The organism is Methanobacterium sp. CWC-01, from assembly GCF_030323845.1.
Lineage (GTDB): Archaea > Methanobacteriota > Methanobacteria > Methanobacteriales > Methanobacteriaceae > Methanobacterium > Methanobacterium aridiramus.
The window spans coordinates 1,544,406-1,561,802 of record NZ_CP040735.1 but is presented as its reverse complement, the minus strand read 5'-3'; the positions used below and the strand labels follow the sequence as shown (position 1 = coordinate 1,561,802).

The following is a 17,397-nucleotide window of genomic DNA, read 5'->3' as shown; positions in this document are numbered from 1 at the left end:
ATGGATACTAATAATATATCCTACAATTATAATGATTATTAATTAAATTTTAAACAATATAACCATTGGGGGGAATGTCGCTAATTTTATACGTCCCCAGCAAAAATAGTATCTTTAAAGTAGTACATTAATTAAGAATTACTCATATCATCATGAGAACATATCCTAAACCGCATAAAAACTCTTCATGGCAGTGATAAGGTGCTAGAACCTTCCAGGAAAAAACCGGATAAAAGTAAGAAAGATTTCGTATCCAAGGCAGCCCGGATGCTAAAACCTCCCAAGAAGAGGGTGGATGAGCGAAAAAGTCCTCCAAAGAAAAGTTTAGGCAAGAAAAGCCCAACATCCCGTAAGGATCTTCTCTCCCAGAAGGTTCAGGAAAAAAGGGGCTATATATCGGCCAATCGCAGGTTATTTTTTATTCTAACGGTAGTTATTTGCCTGGTGGTAGCATTTGCCCTGTATTCAGGTTCTGAAGCTGGGAATGAAACCAACACCAACCAGACCAACAATTCCCAGGCCAATACCACCTTTAATATTTATAATGACGAGAATATAACCTTCAATTATCCCTTAAATTGGAATTTATCCGAGGAAGTAGAGTCTCCCGTGATGGTGACGGTGTATAAGGATAATAATAATCTTCTCTCAGTTTTTTCTGAAGATTTGGGAAATATGACCCTCCATGATAAGCTGGTGGAGTGGAAGGCCAACCTCCTCCAGACCAGCAACATCACCTATGAACAGGCCATAACTGTGGACAATGCCCGGGCCTATGATGTGGAATCCAGTATCCAGAGCGATTCCACCACCTACGTCACCCGGGGGGTGGCCTTTGAAAAGAATAGAAGGGTTTACTTTTTGGTTTTTGTATTTAATCAGTCACTCTTAAACTATAAGGACGATATGGAGCTTATTTTAAACAGTTTCCACGTTAAGGAGTCCAGCTAAATATAATTTCGTGAAATATCAGACAGGGGATAGTAATGATCTGGAATGAAGAAGCAGAATGTATGAATCAGGAGAGAAGGGAAGAACTACAACTTAAAAGACTGCAGGAAGTTGTCAAAAGAGCCTATGAAAATGTGCCTCACTATAAAAACCGTCTGGATCAGGCCGGAGTGAAACCGGATGATATAAGGACTCTGAAAGATATTGAAAAACTCCCCTTCACCACCAAAGAAGATTTAAGGGAGAGCTACCCCTTTGGAATGTTTGCCGTACCCCCTCGAGAAATCGTGGAGATACACACCTCCTCCGGAACCACCGGGAAACCCGTGGTATCTGGTTATACCCGTAAAGACCTGGATACCTGGTCGGAGGTTATGGCTCGTGGTCTTACCATGTTCGGAGCAGATCCGGACGATATAATACAGAACACCCATGGTTATGGTCTTTTTACAGGAGGTTTTGGAGTGCACTACGGCGCCCAGAAAATCGGCTGCACAGTAATCCCCATCAGCACCGGTCAGACCAAAAGGCAGATAGAGATCATGGAGGACTTTAAGAGCAGCGTAGTTATTGTCACACCCTCCTATGGCCTTTACCTGGCAGAAGTGGCCGTGGAGGAAGGTCTGGATACCAGGAGTTTGAAGCTGAAGGCCATCGGTTTTGGGGCTGAGATGTGGACGGAGGGAATGCGGCAGGAACTGCAGAACCGTTTCCATGCCCCGGCATATAATATTTATGGCCTGACCGAGATCATGGGACCGGGAATTGCCCTGGAATGCCCGGAACAGGACGGGCTGCACGTCATGGAGGACCATTTCTATCCGGAGATCATTGATCCCGAGACCCATGAAAACCTGAGTGAAGGAGAAACAGGGGAATTGGTACTTACCAACCTCACCCGGGAGGGAATGCCCATAATCCGTTTCAGAACCAAGGATTTAACCGCACTACGCCGTAAGAAATGTTCCTGTGGCCGTACTCTGGTTAAGATGGACCGTATCACCGGCCGTACCGATGACATGCTTAAAGTGAGGGGAGTGGCGGTGTTCCCCTCCCAGGTGGAGAAGGCCCTCCTCAAGATCGATGGCATAGAACCACACTACCAGATCATCGTAACCCGGCCTCAGCACCTGGACGAGATGGAGGTAAAGGTAGAAGCCTCTCCTGAACTCTTTTCAGACGAGGTTAAGGAGCTGGTAGGCACCAAGAAGAAAATTGAGAATTATATTCACGATGAAGTAGGTTTACGGGTTAATGTAACCCTGGTAGAACCCAAAACAATTCCCAGAAGTGAAGGAAAGGCAGTTAGGGTTTTTGATAAGAGGAAATTTGATAATTAAGGGGGAATCAGGTTGAAAATAAAACAACTATCCATATTTTTGGAGAACAGGAAAGGACGAATGCGAAAAGCACTTGATGTTCTGGAAAAGGGCAAAGTGAGTATCAGAGCACTTTCACTGGCAGATACCTCTGATTTTGGTATTTTAAGACTTATCGTCCCTGAACCAGGGAAAACTAAAAATTTACTGGAAAATAATGATTTCATAGTTAAAACCGGGGAGGTCATTGCCGTTAGAATGGTGGACGAACCGGGAAGTTTGGGTAAGATCCTGGGAATCCTGGATGAGAACGATATAAATCTTTCCTACCTCTACGCCTTCGTGGCCAAGGAGAATATGGCCATTGTCCTTTTACACCCGGAAAACATTAATGCCGGTATAAAAGCCCTGGAAAGTGGTGGAGCGGATCTGATCTCTGCTCAGGAGATTTACAATCTTTAGATCTCCAATATATTTTTCTAATACATTTTTTATTAAAAGAGAAGAAGAAAAAATAAATTTTTTCCTATTCATTCATGATTATCTCACCGGTATAGGCATCCACATAGAAAGAGCCGTATTTGGTAGCTCCAGATTCAAATTCCAGTGGAACATCCCAGGCCCAGGTATGAAGATGATTCTGGGTCCATTTGAATAGCACTGGAGTGCCATGAGCTTTGGCAGGGAAGCCCAGATCTGCAGAAGCATCGATGGCTATCTGTTGAGCCTGTTGAGCGGTTATATTAACTTTTGGGGTATCATTAGTGGCTTGATTGGTGCCGTTGTGAATGGGGGTGGCATTGGTATTAGTTTGATTGGTCGTGTTATTTGCAGGGGGTGTTGACTGCTGAGTCCCCAGGTAGTATGCGGCACCAGCCACCACTACCACCACCACTATTAAAATCAGGGCCATTACTTTGTTGTCCATGTTTCGATCTCCTATTAAATCCTTCTTCTTTTTTAGTAATTTAGTTGATGAACTTAAAAAAAATTTAACTGAAGGTTCCAAAACCTTGCTCAAAGGCCCGGGTATTGATGGGAACAGTCCTCTCCGGAAGGTTAGCCTTCATGGATTCCATCAGGGTTTTTTTATCCAGGGGAAATCCTGGTACGGTTAATGCTGCGCCCAGCATAACCATGTTCATGGCCAGGATGTGTCCGGCCTGGGTGGCCACTTTCACGGCATCCAGGGCTTTAACTTCCTGGGATTTGGAACACATTTCCTCCAGTATATCTTCCAATGGAGGATATGGAAGTTCACTGCCCTGAATATTGAAGGGGAGAATCCTGGAGGTGTTCATAACCACCCGGGTGTTCTTGCTGATCTTGGGAAGAGCCCGGAGTGCCTCCAATGGTTCGAAGGCCAAAAGCAGGTCTGCAGTTCCATCGGCTATGATGGAGCTGTGAGCGTGGCCTATCTTGAGTTCGGTGGATACTCCACCCCCCCTCTGGGCCATTCCATGTATTTCACTCATCACCACCACCTGGCCGGTTTTCATGGCCGCCTCCCCGATTACCACCGAGGTTTTAATAATCCCCTGACCCCCAACACCGGAGATGTAGATACTGTAAGCCTTCATGGTTTTTCCTCCTGGTTAGTATCTATCCTTTTTCCCTTTATAGCCCCCTGGGGACAAATTTGCACGCATACATTGCATTTCTGGCACAGTTGAGGGTCTATCTCCACCTGGCCATCACCCTGGTACAGGGCCGGGCAAGCCAGGGTGGAAAGGCACTCTCCACAGTCATCACATTTCTGGGCTTCCACCACCAGACGGGTGGTTCCCCTTTGCGTTCTAGTTTTAAGAAGTACACAGGGATGTTTGGAGATTACCACTGCCACTCCGTTGTGTTCCAGGGCTTCCTGGAATATTTGAATCGATTTTTTAATGTTCAGGGGGTTGATGGTGCGCATGAACTCCACCCCCGCCGCCTGCACCAGGGCTGGGATGGATATCTCCGGGGCCTCATTTCCTATTCCATCCACGGGTAGTCCCGGGTGGGGCTGGCCACCGGTCATGGCCGTGGTACGGTTGTCCAGGATAACCAGTAAGAATCGGTTTTTATTATGAACCGCGTTGACCAGGGGCGGTATTCCTGCGTGGAAGAAGGTTGAGTCTCCTATGAAACTCACCACCGGTTGGGAGGTGGCCTTGGAGAACCCGCAGCTGGTTCCGATGGATGAGCCCATGGACAGCAGGTAATCAGCAGACTGGTAGGGAGCTTCAACTCCCAGGGTGTAGCAGCCAATATCGGTGGGATGTATCACATCAGCTAGTTCCAGATTCTCGGATGCCTTACTCACCGCATAATAGGCGGCCCGGTGGGGACAACCAGGGCACAGAGTGGGAGGGCGGTTAGGAAGTGGTTTGTTACTTTCCTGAATCATCATCTTTTCTTTTTTAAGTCCTAAAACATTGTAGATTGCTTCACGTACGATATCCGGCGTGTATTCATAGATCATTGGCATCGAGGCATCTAATTTTCCGTTAACTATCACTTTCAGCCCATATTTGCCTTTGATGGCCAGGATTTCCTTTTCCATAATGGGATCCACTTCCTCGGCCACCAGCACACTATCCACACCTTGAAGGAATTTAACAACCTTATTTTCGGGAAAGGGATATGAGAAGCCTATTTTAAGAATGTTCACCGGCAACTGGTCTTCTTCCACCACATCCCGGCAGTAGTTGTAGGCACTGCCTCCAGTTATAATGCCCAGATTACCGTTCTGAGAATATTCCACATTCAAGGCAGAATCTTCCATAATCAGGCTTATTCGTTCCATCTTCTCCACCAGTCTACGGTGCATGATTCTGGCTGTAGCTGGTACCGGTACGAATCGTTCCGGATCCTTCTTGAAGAAGCCCTTCTCCGGTTTTTGCTCAACGGGACCCAGCTTCACAATCCCCCTCATATGAGAGACCCGGGTGGTGGTACGTACCAACACCGGTAACTGGAAGGCCTCTGATATCTGATAGGCCTCTAATATGAAGTCTTTAACTTCCTGGGGATTGGAAGGCTCTAGCAGGGGGAGATTGGCCAGCCGGGCGTAGTGTCGGTTATCCTGCTCATTCTGAGAGGAGAACATGGAAGGATCATCGGCGGTTAGGATCACCATACCTGCCCGGACCCCTGTGTAAACCGCGCTCATGAAAGAGTCAGAAGCTACATTCAGACCCACATGCTTCATGAAAGTGAATGAACGGACCCCCGAAGCAGCGGCAGCAGCAGCCACCTCCAAAGCCACCTTCTCGTTAATGGAGAATTCGAAGTATATACCTGCATCCCGGGCCAGGAGGTGTAAAACATCCCCAATCTCTGAAGAGGGGGTGCCGGGATAGGTGGCCGCCACCCGGACGCCGGCTTCTATTGCTCCACGTACCGCGGCTTCGTTTCCCAGTAGGAAGAGTAAATCATTTTCTTTTCCATTCAGAATATCCTTTAAGTTCATAACAATCTCCTAATTGTAAAATAGTGATTTAAAGTCAGATGGTACTAGATCTTGTTAGATGTCCATTCCATAGAAATTTGTCTAACAACTAGAATAGGTGTCCACTGCATATTAGGTTTAGCATTATAAGGTAGGTGAAGCATAAGGGAAGTTAGTTAGATGAGAAGGGGATTATAGGTACCTGTACATCTTCTTATTAGATGTTATTGAGATTTCCCGGAAATATAGGTATTTAGATGAAGATTAAAATAGAGAATCCTGACCTGGAATATGAGCTTATCTACCGTAAGGTCAAATATGCACGTTTGGAGATTAAAAATGGTGCTTTGCGACTTATAATGCCGGATGGAGCCATTAATCATGAGGATATCATTCGTAAGAATCAGGGATGGATCCTTAAAAGGTTATCCCTGCGGGAAAAGCAACTGGAAGAGGCTCAAAAGAGGTCAATTCATCATAATCGTTCTTTTGAAGAATTTCAAGGCCTGGTAATTCCCTATATGGAAAAGAAGTTAAAAGAAATGGGATTGAAGGTGAATAAGGTTCGTTTTCGTCGGATGAAATCCCGTTGGGGAAGTTGCAGTGCCGAGGGAAACATCAGCATAAACACCCATCTCCAGTACCTTCCCACCGAACTCATAGAGTACGTGGTCTTCCATGAACTGGCCCATCTGGTGGAGCGTAAACATGATAAAAACTTCTGGAACATCATAGCCCAGGAGTTTCCGGACTATGAAGATTGGGAACATGAACTGGCCCTCTACTGGCTGCGGGTGAAGGATCTCTAGAAACGGACGTCTCTGGTACTTACCGGTTTAACCATCCCGGCAAATCCCCATAACTTCATGATTTTCTGCATGGCCCGGCACTCGCCCTGGGCGGTGAAAACATCATTCTGGAGTATTATCTCCTTTACCTGGGCGGCATGGGGATAGTGGTGTGGATAGGCTTTAGAGTAGACTTCCAGGAACTTCTGCAGGATAACGCGTATTTCTGGGGCCAGGGGATAGTATCTTAAAAAGCCCCAGGCCAGGATATATCGGGAGACCATGATGATGTCCTCAAACTCCAGATCTGATGTGAACTGGCTGTAAAACTTCTCCCCCTCAGTTTCGCCGGCTTTAGCCACTTCTATCTCCTTTTTTAACATGGGGAGGTACTCGGAGCCAAAGGGGGGAAAACCATTCTCCTGGATTATACGGTTCACTGCCAGATCCTCTACTATGGAAAATAAAACGTTAGCCTTCTTTTTAACATCTTCACTGGCCTTTTCGGTGAAAACCGCCCGGCAATATCCCAATTTATGCAGAATGTAACCATGGGTAGCTTCATGGGCCACAGAGCGTTCCAAATCCTCACTCAAACGTGGTTGCGAGGAGTTCAAAACCACTACAGTATAATCAGGGTGGTAGTTGAAGGCCGCCCTGGCCCCGGTGATGCCCAGATCAGGACTCTGCAGAATCTTGACCGGCAGTCCAGTTTCCTCTTCTATCACCCTCAAATATTTTTCCAGACGAGAAGAAACTTGGAAGTAATCCAAACAATCACCATAAAATGTTTTTTAAGTTTTAACACTCTAAAAACCGGGATTTTTATGATATTCACCGGCCTGTAATCTTGTATTTATATGGGTGAGGTGCAATATTTAATTAGCTTTTATTTTAGTGACATTAACTAATTATTTCCCAAAGGGAATTTTAAAAAAATAACAAATTAGACTTATCTGGAGATTAAGATGATCAAGATCAAAGTTTTAAGGTACGACCCGCAGGAAGATGAGGAGCCCTACTTTGAAACCTACTCTGTAAAAGAACAGGATAAGATGAAGGTCCTGGATGCCCTGAATTACATTAACCATGAGCACCACGCTCATCTGGCATACCGTTCCTCCTGTCGGGCTGGACAGTGTGGTTCCTGTGCCTTGAAGGTTAACGGGGAAGTGGTACTGGCCTGTAAAGCGGAAATCAAAGATGGCGACGTGCTAGAACCACTGGACCTCCCGGTGATCAAGGACCTGGTGGTGGATCGCAGCGAGGTAGAGGAGAAAGTCAAGAGCATGGCCCTCTATCTGGAGGAGGGTTGTGAATTACCGGAATGCCCGGCTATCCTGGACCCTCAGGAATTGGCAGATTCTAAGAAGCTGAGAAGCTGCATCGAATGTTACTCCTGTTTATCGGCCTGTCCCGTTATCAAGGAAACCGATGAATTTTCAGGACCCTACTTTATGCGTTACCTTTCCAAATTCGCCCTGGACCCACGGGATTGTGCTGATCGGGCCCGGGAAGGAGTGGAAGATGGCCTGTACTGCTGCACATCCTGTGGTAAATGTGGAGAGGTCTGTCCCAAGGAGATAAACACCTTCGGAGGAGCCATCGAAAAGTTAAGGGAATTAGCTTGCCAGGAAGGTGTGGGGCCCCTTCCACCACACCGTTCTGTCTATGAACTCATCAAAAATACCGGACGTTCCGTGGAACCCCTGGGGGAAGGATTTATTAAGGCAGTCTCCGGCAAATCAGGGAAGGATACCTCAAAGGTTGCCTTTTTCACCGGTTGTCTGGTTGATTATCGTCTGCCCGAGATTGGTTTTGCCCTTATCGAAGTCCTTAAGCAGCATGGTGTGGACATCGTCATCCCGGAAGGGCAGGTCTGCTGTGGCTCGCCCATGATACGCACGGGACAGACTGACATCTTAGAGACCCTGGTGAAACAGAATGCCAAAGCACTCCAGGACTATGACACCATCATCACCGTTTGCGCCGGTTGTGGAGCCACCCTCAAAAATGACTACCCCCAGTACGGGGTTAAATTAAACGTGGTGGATATCAGCGAGTTTCTAATAGACAAAATGGACACCACTCACATGAAGCCCCTGAACCTGCGAGTTACCTACCATGACCCCTGCCACCTGGCCCGTGGTCAGGGAATTCGTAAAGAACCCCGTGAGATACTCAGAAAAATTCCAGGTGTGGAATTCGTGGAAATGGAGGAACCCAACCGTTGCTGTGGTGCCGGGGGAGGAGTACGTGCGGGTAAGCCTGAAATTGCCGCAGCTCTGGCTAAACATAAGGTAGAGATGATCAAGGAGCTGGATGTGGATGCAGTCATCACCATCTGCCCCTTCTGCGAGAACAACCTGCGCCTCTCCCTGGAAGAGGAGGGTGTGGAAGTAGAGGTTATGAACATCCTCAAACTCCTCCAGATGGCCTACCAGAACTAGGAGGCAGCTAAATGATCTACGTGGTGTTCGTGGAGCCGGAAGCCCCGGGTAACGTGGGTTTCATGGCCCGGGTCATGAAGAATTTCGGCCTACACCGCCTGGTTCTCATCAAACCCGGCGAATTAGGGGAAGAAGCCCATTACCATGCCATGCATGCCCAGGATGTGCTCCAGGATAGTGTTACCCACCATTCCCTGGAACAGTTCCTGGATGAGGAACAAGTTGATTTTGCGGTGGGCACCACTGGAGCAGCAGGAGGCAGTTATAATGTATCCCGGATTGCCATCACTCCAGAAAAACTGGCAGAATCTCTTGATCCTGATGCTAAGGTGGCCCTCATATTCGGCCGGGAGGGTGATGGACTCAGTAATCAGGAACTGGAACTGTGTAACGTGGTGGTAACCATTCCCACCAGTGACGAGTATCCCATCATGAACATCAGCCACGCCGCGGCGGTTATATTCTATGAACTGTACAAGAATGTTAAAACCTATCCCCGGCTAGAGGTGAGGGAGTCCTCCCGACAGGAACGGGAAGATATTGTGGGTTTTCTGGACCAGATCCTGGGAGCATTGGATTATCCCCCACATAAACACCAGAACGCACTTATCATATTCGGCCGGATACTGGGGAGGGCTTTCATAACCGGCCGGGAGGCTCACACCACTAAGGGAGTCTTCCGTAAGATTAGGGACATGTTGATTAAAGATTAAATCAATTTTTGAAATAGGAGTCAGTAGGATGCTGTTTAATGTCGGACCCCTGGAGATAATAGGAATAATAGTAGTAATAATTTTCATTTTGATGTTACCCCGCATTGTTCGAATGAGACTCATCTCCTCGGTGGTCCGGGCCACCAATGAATTGGAAGCTATGGTAAAAGATAGCCAGGAGTTGCTGGTCAAGTTATGCCAGGAGAAGGGGAATCCCAGTAAAGATCTCCATGAGCTGGTTGAAAATTATTTGGAGTTTTTTGTGATCCCCCCGGTGGATCTGGATCCCAACGGCATCGTGGAGAAGTACCGGAGGATACTGGATCTCAGTGAGGACCATTTCCAGAGAATGGCCCAGGAACTAGCCCCTGAGGCAGATCCGGAGTGGATATCCAACATTATAATGACCCTGAAATCCACCCTGGGACTTAAAGGGGTATTTAAGATGGTCCGGCATAACCTGGTGCTGGCCCAGAAAACCGGGAACCTGCAGATACTCCTCATGCTGCAGATGAGTTTGCCCCTGATTATGAGGATTGTTAAGGCCCAGTTTGAGGGTACCATGGCCTTCTCAGAGGGTAAACCCATAGGTGACGGTCTGGGGCCCTTAATAGCGGGCATGTTACTGAAAAAACATGTAGAGCTGGAGGAAAGGGATGGAATGATGGTGGGTCGACGGGAGATGGATGGTAGACACGTAATCATCGCCCGGGCCAAGGGGCCGGGAGCCAGGGTGGGAAAGGTGGGACCCACCATCACCGCCCTCATACAGGAGGAGGGTTTGAAGAGGATCATCACCGTGGATGCCGCGGTGAAACTGGAAGGAGAACAGACGGGGTCCATCGCCGAAGGAATCGGGGTGGTCATCGGAGGGCCGGGTGTTGATAAATGGATGATCGAAGAGTCCATGGCTAAAGGAGACCTGGAAACCGATGCGGTCATTGTTAAGATGAGCCCAGAAGAGGCCATCAGCCAGATGAACGAGGAGATCATGAAGGCATCGAAAAAGGCACTTTGTGTGGTGAGAGATTCTATTTACCGCACCGAAATTGGTTCCAAGGTCCTGGTAGTAGGGGTGGGTAACAGTTCCGGTCTGCCCAACATCATCACCGAACCCGGAAAGATAGATATTAAAAAGATAGAAAACGAAGACTTTAAAGAGGGTAGAGCATGGCGATTCTAAGTGATCAGGATATCAGAAAGTACCTGGAAATGAAAAAAATTATCATAGAACCCCTGGAAGATCCAGATAGACAGATTCAACCTTCTTCAGTGGACCTCCGTATTGGGAGTGAGTTTAAAGGCTTCAGAATAATCAGACAACCCTGTATTGACCCCCTAGATCCAACGGATCTGGAGTCCTACATGGAATCATTCCACATCGAACAGGGAAGTCCCTTCATAATCCACCCGGGGGAATTCGCCCTGGCCACTACCTACGAGACCGTTGAACTTCCTGATGACCTGGTTGCCAGGGTGGAGGGGCGTTCCTCTATGGGGCGGCTGGGCATCACCATGCACGTTACGGCCGGTTACATAGACCCGGGCTTCCGGGGTAAGATCACCCTGGAGATATCCAACATTGGTAAAATGCCGGTGGCCCTGTACAGTGGCCAGAGGGTATGTCAGATCGTGTTTGAAACCATGACCAGCCCCTCTTTAAAACCCTATGGGCATCCTGACCGGGATAGTAAGTACATGGATCAGGAGAAGCCAGTTACCAGTAAGATAAAACAGGACTACGAGATCCGGGACCGGAGGCAGTCCCGACTAATTTAACTCAAGACTATTTAATCTATATCCAATTTAAGTGATATTTATGAAGAACGAGGATGTAATGAACCTGGCGCGTAAACGCGGTTTTTTGTGGTCATCATTTGAGATTTACTCCGGATCAGCTGGATTTTTTGACTACGGACCATTAGGTGCCACCCTAAAAAATAAAGTGATGAACAAGTGGAGGGATTACTACGTGATCCGGGAGGGATTCTACGAAATCGAATCACCCACCATCATGCCCGAAGAGTCCCTGAAGGCCTCCGGACACGTGGATCACTTTAACGATGCCATGACCCAGTGTAAAGACTGTATGGATGTTTACCGGGCGGATCATGTCATTAAAGAGGCCACTGGGAAAGAAGTGGAGGGACTGGAAAACCAGGAACTCACCGAGATCCTGTCGGAAGATAAGATACGCTGCCCCAAATGCGGCGGACACCTCACCCATGTCTGGAGCTACAACCTCATGTTCCAGACTCTTATTGGCGCCAAGGGGAAAAAAACGGGCTACATGCGTCCCGAAACTGCCCAGGGCATTTTCATACCCTTCAAGCGACTTTTAAGGTTCTTCCGGGGTAAACTGCCCTTCGGGGTGGTGCAGCTGGGTAAAGCCTACCGTAACGAGATCTCCCCCCGGCAGGGTATGATACGCCTCCGAGAGTTCACCCAGGCCGAGGCCGAGATCTTCGTGGACCCCCGGGATAAAAGCCATCCCCACTTTTCCAGGGTGGCCGAAGAACTCCTCACCCTGTATCCGGCCAGTTGCCAGGAAGCAGGGGATGAACCCATCCAGATAACCGCCAGGAAGGCTGTGGATGAGAATATAGTGGCCAGTGAACTGTTAACCTACCAGTTAAGTCTGGCACGCAGCTTTTTAATGGAACTGGGACTTTCCGAAGATGTTTTAAGGTTCCGGCAACACATGTCCACGGAGATGGCCCATTATGCCATTGACTGCTGGGATGTGGAGGTCTACACAGACCGTTATGGCTGGATCGAGGTTATAGGAATAGCGGATCGGACCGACTTCGATTTGAAGTCCCACAGCGACTACAGCAAAGAAGACCTGCGGGTTTTCCTGGAATACCCGGAACCCCAGATTGTGAAGAAGCTGACCGTTAAGGCCAACATGGGAAAATTCGGGCCGCTCTTCAAGGGAGATGCCCCTATGATCCTGAAAGCATTGGAAGAAATTGACTCCGAGGCCATTAAAAAAGCCCTTGAAGAGGAAGGGGTGTTCCAGCTAGAGTTGCAGGGGAATAAATACCAGATTACCAGTGATCTGATAGGCTTCCAGATGGTGGAAGAAACTGTCCGGGGAGAAAAGATCTATCCCCACGTCATCGAGCCATCCTACGGTATTGACCGTATCGTTTACTCAGTGCTGCTACACAGTTACGTCCAGGAAGAGGACCGCACCTACTTTAAGCTGCCTGCCGATGTGGCTCCGGTGGAGGTCAACATCTTCCCCCTGGTGAACCGGGATGAACTAGTTGCAGTGACCCTACAGATACTTGGTGATCTGAGAAAAGAGGGCATCATATGCGAAAAAGACACCTCCGGAACAATCGGCCGGCGATATGCTCGTTCAGATGAGATAGGAGTCCCATTCGCAGTTACAGTAGACCATCAGAGCCTGGAGGATGATACGGTGACTATCCGTGAAAGGGACAGTCAGAAACAGGTTCGGGCATCTATCCAAGACCTTCCCCAGACTCTAAAGCTTCTAATATCTGGAAAAAAAGAATTAAGGGAACTTGAGACCGGGAAATAAGCCGTCTTAAGTTATTTCTTTTTTAATATTATTTTTTACTAACCAGTTCTTCCAGTTCCTCTTTAGGGATTAACTGGGCTATTTTTAGCTTGGTGGGACATCGACCCAGCTTAATATCATGTTTTTTGGCGATTTCCTTCAATTCCTTCATGGAGGCCTTCTTGGCCATTTCTTCTACATCCATAACTACACACCCCTTTATTATTATGTGGAATATTCAGTTAAAATTTTTTGAAAAATCCATTAAAAAACCATAATTTTAGTGGCCATCCACATCGAAATGGGTGGTGATATCCGCTATGATCTCCTGGGAAAAGTCTCCTAAGACATCCCCCTTAAGTTCCATGGGTCGGCAGGAACATCCCACACAACTGGGCATATATTTGGCAATGTATCCCGTGTTATGTTTTCTAGAAACAAATTCAGTGGTGTAACTATCCCGGATACTGATTTCCCAGTACCACTGGTAATCTCTGGCACCATCATTTTTTTCCAGGCCGATCTCCAGCACTACGGTTTTCCAGCGGGGATTTGCCGGGTCACCGGGACTGCTGCCAATTATAATCCGGCCCATAATCGGGATTTGGGTATTTTTGGTCTCAATAAACTCAAAATCATTTAATCCAGCTGAAATTTCATTTATAGGCATTAATTTAACATCCATGGCTTTCTCCCCCTTCTCTCTTACAAGACCTTGAAGCTAAGAATGATTTTTTTTTGGTGATAATTCCCCTTCGAATTCCTGATCATAACTCGCTAACCAAAATATAAATCTTTAATTGATGAGAAGTAGATTTGGTGATTTCAAATGATCGACGCACATATCCATGCTGATTGCCGGCCCTACGAGGATTTCGAGAAAATGGCGGTGGCCGGAATTGAATCGGCAGTTACTCTGGCCCATGATCCCCTGCGTATGAGTAACTCCGCGGTGGTACTGGACCATTTCCATCGTATATTAAACAACGACCGGGAGAGGGCTGCGGCTAATGGAATTGAACTTTTCGTGGCCCTGGGGGTACATCCCCGGAGTATATGTCCCGATGTGGATTTGGTTCTGGCAGAGTTGCCTATCCTCCTGGAAGATGAAAGGGTGGTGGCCCTGGGGGAGGTGGGACTGGAGACAGTAAGGGATGAAGAGGAAGCCATCTTCAAAGATCAACTACAACTGGCCGATGAACTTAGTATGAAAGTGGTGGTGCACACTCCCCGGCGTAACAAACGGGAAGTCACCGAAAGGACCCTATCTATCATAGCTGAAAATATTGACCCCACCCGGGTACAACTGGACCATGTGGATACCTCCATCATTGACCTGGCCCTGGAATTCGGGGGTTTGATGGGATTAACCGTGCAACCCCTGAAGGTAAGCCCCCTGGAGGCAGTGGAGCTTCTGGAAGAATATGGTTGTGAAGGATTTGTCCTGGACAGTGATATGAGTTCTTCACCTTCGGATCCGTTATCAGTGCCCAAGACTGTGCACCAGATGAAATTGGCCGGTCTGGGAAATGAAGAAATGGAAATGGTTTCTCACCGGAACGCTGCTGTCTTCTACGGAATCTAAGGGATCTAAATTCCACACCGGGTAGAGTAAAGGATGAGGTATAAAGGAGGGGTTTAGAGTTAGAAAGATTTTGTTTTTCTCCAACCCTAGCTAATTACGTCTAGAATCCGCCCCACTTTCTCACCTGCCGGGATGCGACTAGATTGGCCTCGTTTAAACAGTCCCGTCCATCCTTACCCTGCAGGTGACTGGCTAGAAAGGCGGCGGCGAAAGTGTCTCCGGCACCGGTGGTGTCGGTAACCTTGGATTCCACTGCCGGAGAAACTATTATCTCATCAGGGGTATAGAGGGTGGCTCCCTCCCGGCCCTTGGTAAGAATTACCCGAGGTACGCCCATTTCAACCAGGTATTCTGCTCCGGCAGAAGGTTCCAATCCGGTGAGTATTCCCGCCTCCTTCTGGTTCAAAAACAGTATATCAGCCCTCATTAAGGTATTTTTTAGTTCTGGGAGTCCAAATGAGGATAGTAACATTCCAGGATTAAAGGATAATATTTTGGCGTGTTGGGAAGCTTCCTCCACCACTTCCAGGTACATTCCAGTTAAATGCAAGACCTTCGCATCCTCAATGTAAGCCCTATCCTCGTCTATAAGTTGGAAATGGGCATTGGCCCCCATGTGGACGTAGATGGATCTTTCTCCCTGATCATCCACGGCAATGAAGGTCATCCCGGTGGGCTTATCCAATGATATGATTCTTTCGGTACCGATTCCTGCATCATCCAATGCCTGGCGGATGAGGTTGCCACCGTAATCCTCTCCCACCCGGGTCATTATCCCAGTTTTGATTCCCATCTCAGAAAGGGTTAAGGCCGCGTTTGCAGCGGATCCTCCCACAGACTGGTGTAAATGGTCCATGTTTACTTCTTCATCGGCTCCAGCAAATCTGGAAACTCTGCTGATGAAGTCCAGGTTACAGGTTCCTAATACCGCCACATCCACGCCTTTGTACATGATAAACTCCGGATTTGAGTAGAATGAGAATTGGAAGAAATTAAGGAAAGAATAGGGTTTAAAGTAATCCGGACCTTGTTATTCTGGCAGCATACCCACAAATTTCTTGATACGGGTTAGGATGCTGCGTTTATCGGGCTCCACTGGCCGGTATTCTTTACCCAGGATATCAGCAGCCAGTTGCATTATGGAGTTGCTGGTGGGGGAGGAACTGTTTATCTCCACCACAGAACGTCCCAGGGCCAGGGCCCGGTCCATCTCCCGGTCGTAGGGTATGATGGAGATCATGGGAATTTCTAAGAGGGATTCAATCTCCTGGGGGGAGAGCAAGAAATTGTCCTCGTACCACATGTTCAGTACGAAGCCCAGAATATCAAGATTCAATTCATTTAACAGTATGCGCAACTTTAATGCATCCGCCACGGAGGGCATGGTAGAATTGGTTACCAGAATTATTTCTGAATCAGCGGGAAGGGCTTCTAAGATGTTAGAATCTATTCCGGCCGGTAAGTCCAGCACGAAGATGTTTCCATAATCGGCAATCTCGTTGATGATCTTGTTCCAGGAGATGTAGTTGGTGTTTATATTTTTTAGGGTTTCAAAGTGCATCCCGGTGGGAACCACCCTGATACCATAGTTCATTTCGTATACACAGTCTTCAATGGATTTGTCTCTGACTAAAACGTCGTGAAGGGTAACTTCGGGATTTAATAAGCCGGTGATGACGTCCATGTTGGCCATCACCAAATCCATATCCAACATTACCACTTCTTCGCCAAAAAGGCTCAGTGCCACTCCCAGGTTAAAGGCCAGGGAGGTTCTACCCACACCACCTTTACCAGAGGCCACTGCTATGAATCTTGCCATTCTAATCAGTACTTAATCTGTTAGTTAACGCCTTCTTCCCATTAATCCTTCCACTAATTTGGAGATAACGCCCTTCTTATCAGGTTCAATGGGCATGTACTCTTCACCAATAAGATCAGCACCTAACTGCATTATAGCATTGCTGGTAGGTGATTTAGGATTTTTAATTACCAGAGGCTCCCCGAATGCTGCGGCTCGGCTCACTTCCTGGTCTTCAGGGACCACCGATATAACCGGTACTTCCAGGATGGTTTCGATCTCGCTAATGGTTAGGAAGGTTTTATCATGCTGTTCCCGGTTTATAACCACTCCCACGATCTCCACGCCTAGTTTGTTGGCGATGATCTTGGTCTTCAGGGCATCACTGATGGATGGTACCTCCGGGGTGGTAACCAGGATCATTTCCTGGGCTGCGGCAATAGCGGCCAGAGCATCCTTCTCCAAACCAGCCGGAGCATCTATTAGGAGTATATCTGCATCTTCAATTAAAACTTCCAGAGCCTCTTCCAAACGGTCCAGTTTAACTTTACGGAGTCCTTCTAATGATATTCCAGCTGGAACAATCTTCACGCCTCCAGGGCCTTCATATATAGCTTCGTCGATGGTTGCTTCTCCAGATAACACATCCTGCAGGGTGACAGATTTTCCTTCCATCCCCAGTATGAGTTCCAGGTTAGCCATGGCCACATCAGCGTCCAGGACAATGACCTCTTCCCCATAGGTAGCCAGTGCCACCCCAAGATTAGCGGTAATAGTCGTTTTTCCTACTCCTCCCTTACCCGAAGCCACAGTTATAACTCTTGTCAT

The 17,397-nt window shown here is 47.7% G+C and carries 19 protein-coding genes; 10 read left to right on the top strand and 9 right to left on the bottom strand.

What is annotated here, in order from left to right:
- Positions 1 to 201: 201 nt before the first annotated feature.
- From FGU46_RS08520 to FGU46_RS08510, 3 genes are read left to right on the top strand one after another with little or no spacing between them, the layout of a single operon-like run.
- A complete protein-coding gene (locus FGU46_RS08520; RefSeq protein WP_286474089.1) occupies positions 202 to 951 on the top strand; it encodes a PsbP-related protein in 750 nt (249 codons plus the stop codon).
- A gap of 35 nt (positions 952 to 986) precedes the next feature.
- Positions 987 to 2,291, top strand: a complete 1,305-nt coding sequence (locus FGU46_RS08515) for a phenylacetate--CoA ligase family protein (RefSeq protein WP_286474087.1) — start codon at positions 987 to 989, stop codon at positions 2,289 to 2,291.
- A gap of 12 nt (positions 2,292 to 2,303) precedes the next feature.
- Positions 2,304 to 2,732, top strand: coding sequence for an ACT domain-containing protein (locus FGU46_RS08510; RefSeq protein WP_286474084.1), 429 nt, complete (start codon positions 2,304 to 2,306; stop codon positions 2,730 to 2,732).
- Between the two features lie 64 nt (positions 2,733 to 2,796).
- Here the strand turns inward: FGU46_RS08510 and FGU46_RS08505 are convergent, their stop codons facing one another.
- From FGU46_RS08505 to iorA, 3 genes are all read right to left on the bottom strand, one after another.
- Positions 2,797 to 3,198: a hypothetical protein gene (locus tag FGU46_RS08505; protein ID WP_286474082.1), complete on the bottom strand. Its 402-nt coding sequence runs from the start codon at positions 3,196 to 3,198 to the stop codon at positions 2,797 to 2,799.
- A 64-nt stretch (positions 3,199 to 3,262) separates the two neighbouring features.
- Complete coding sequence (locus FGU46_RS08500; protein ID WP_286474079.1) at positions 3,263 to 3,850, bottom strand: indolepyruvate oxidoreductase subunit beta; 588 nt, start codon at positions 3,848 to 3,850, stop codon at positions 3,263 to 3,265.
- On the bottom strand, positions 3,847 to 5,724 hold the full coding sequence (gene iorA / locus FGU46_RS08495) for an indolepyruvate ferredoxin oxidoreductase subunit alpha (protein ID WP_286474076.1): 1,878 nt from the start codon (positions 5,722 to 5,724) through the stop codon (positions 3,847 to 3,849). Before iorA ends, FGU46_RS08500 begins: the two co-directional genes overlap by 4 nt.
- Before the next feature lie 236 nt (positions 5,725 to 5,960).
- On the opposite strand from iorA, the gene FGU46_RS08490 reads away from it, so the two are divergent.
- Positions 5,961 to 6,512, top strand: coding sequence for a M48 family metallopeptidase (locus tag FGU46_RS08490; RefSeq protein WP_286474074.1), 552 nt, complete (start codon positions 5,961 to 5,963; stop codon positions 6,510 to 6,512).
- Here FGU46_RS08490 and FGU46_RS08485 read toward each other — a convergent pair.
- A complete protein-coding gene (locus FGU46_RS08485) occupies positions 6,509 to 7,264 on the bottom strand; it encodes a hypothetical protein (protein WP_286474070.1) in 756 nt (251 codons plus the stop codon). The genes FGU46_RS08490 and FGU46_RS08485 overlap by 4 nt on opposite strands.
- A gap of 195 nt (positions 7,265 to 7,459) precedes the next feature.
- On the opposite strand from FGU46_RS08485, the gene tfrB reads away from it, so the two are divergent.
- The 5 genes from tfrB to glyS are packed head-to-tail and all read left to right on the top strand — an operon-like array spanning position 7,460 to position 13,207.
- Positions 7,460 to 8,941: a fumarate reductase (CoM/CoB) subunit TfrB gene (gene tfrB, locus FGU46_RS08480; protein ID WP_286474068.1), complete on the top strand. Its 1,482-nt coding sequence runs from the start codon at positions 7,460 to 7,462 to the stop codon at positions 8,939 to 8,941.
- Positions 8,942 to 8,952: 11 nt separating this feature from the next.
- Positions 8,953 to 9,654: an RNA methyltransferase gene (locus FGU46_RS08475; RefSeq protein WP_286474065.1), complete on the top strand. Its 702-nt coding sequence runs from the start codon at positions 8,953 to 8,955 to the stop codon at positions 9,652 to 9,654.
- A 28-nt stretch (positions 9,655 to 9,682) separates the two neighbouring features.
- Positions 9,683 to 10,837: a DUF1512 family protein gene (locus FGU46_RS08470; RefSeq protein WP_286474063.1), complete on the top strand. Its 1,155-nt coding sequence runs from the start codon at positions 9,683 to 9,685 to the stop codon at positions 10,835 to 10,837.
- Complete coding sequence (dcd, locus tag FGU46_RS08465) at positions 10,825 to 11,433, top strand: dCTP deaminase (protein WP_286474061.1); 609 nt, start codon at positions 10,825 to 10,827, stop codon at positions 11,431 to 11,433. The genes FGU46_RS08470 and dcd overlap by 13 nt, the downstream gene beginning before the upstream one ends.
- A gap of 40 nt (positions 11,434 to 11,473) precedes the next feature.
- A complete protein-coding gene (gene glyS / locus FGU46_RS08460; protein WP_286474059.1) occupies positions 11,474 to 13,207 on the top strand; it encodes a glycine--tRNA ligase in 1,734 nt (577 codons plus the stop codon).
- 28 nt (positions 13,208 to 13,235) lie between these two features.
- Here glyS and FGU46_RS08455 read toward each other — a convergent pair whose 3' ends face one another.
- The gene (locus tag FGU46_RS08455) at positions 13,236 to 13,391 is read right to left on the bottom strand and encodes a hypothetical protein (RefSeq protein ID WP_286474057.1); all 156 of its coding nucleotides are present in this window, start codon (positions 13,389 to 13,391) and stop codon (positions 13,236 to 13,238) included.
- Between the two features lie 75 nt (positions 13,392 to 13,466).
- Positions 13,467 to 13,871 carry a hypothetical protein gene (locus FGU46_RS08450; RefSeq protein WP_286474055.1) on the bottom strand — a complete coding sequence of 135 codons (405 nt, stop codon included), beginning with the start codon at positions 13,869 to 13,871 and terminating at the stop codon, positions 13,467 to 13,469.
- Between the two features lie 144 nt (positions 13,872 to 14,015).
- On the opposite strand from FGU46_RS08450, the gene FGU46_RS08445 reads away from it, so the two are divergent.
- Positions 14,016 to 14,771 carry a TatD family hydrolase gene (locus tag FGU46_RS08445; RefSeq protein ID WP_286474049.1) on the top strand — a complete coding sequence of 252 codons (756 nt, stop codon included), beginning with the start codon at positions 14,016 to 14,018 and terminating at the stop codon, positions 14,769 to 14,771.
- Between the two features lie 100 nt (positions 14,772 to 14,871).
- Here the strand turns inward: FGU46_RS08445 and FGU46_RS08440 are convergent, their stop codons facing one another.
- The 3 genes from FGU46_RS08440 to minD (FGU46_RS08430) all read right to left on the bottom strand — a co-directional run bounded on the left by FGU46_RS08440 (position 14,872) and on the right by minD (FGU46_RS08430) (position 17,397).
- Positions 14,872 to 15,723 (bottom strand): carbohydrate kinase family protein, encoded by an 852-nt coding sequence (locus tag FGU46_RS08440; RefSeq protein ID WP_286474047.1) that lies wholly within the window; start codon positions 15,721 to 15,723, stop codon positions 14,872 to 14,874.
- A gap of 78 nt (positions 15,724 to 15,801) precedes the next feature.
- Positions 15,802 to 16,590, bottom strand: a complete 789-nt coding sequence (minD, locus tag FGU46_RS08435) for a cell division ATPase MinD (RefSeq protein ID WP_286474044.1) — start codon at positions 16,588 to 16,590, stop codon at positions 15,802 to 15,804.
- Between the two features lie 24 nt (positions 16,591 to 16,614).
- Positions 16,615 to 17,397 carry a cell division ATPase MinD gene (minD, locus tag FGU46_RS08430; protein WP_286474042.1) on the bottom strand — a complete coding sequence of 261 codons (783 nt, stop codon included), beginning with the start codon at positions 17,395 to 17,397 and terminating at the stop codon, positions 16,615 to 16,617.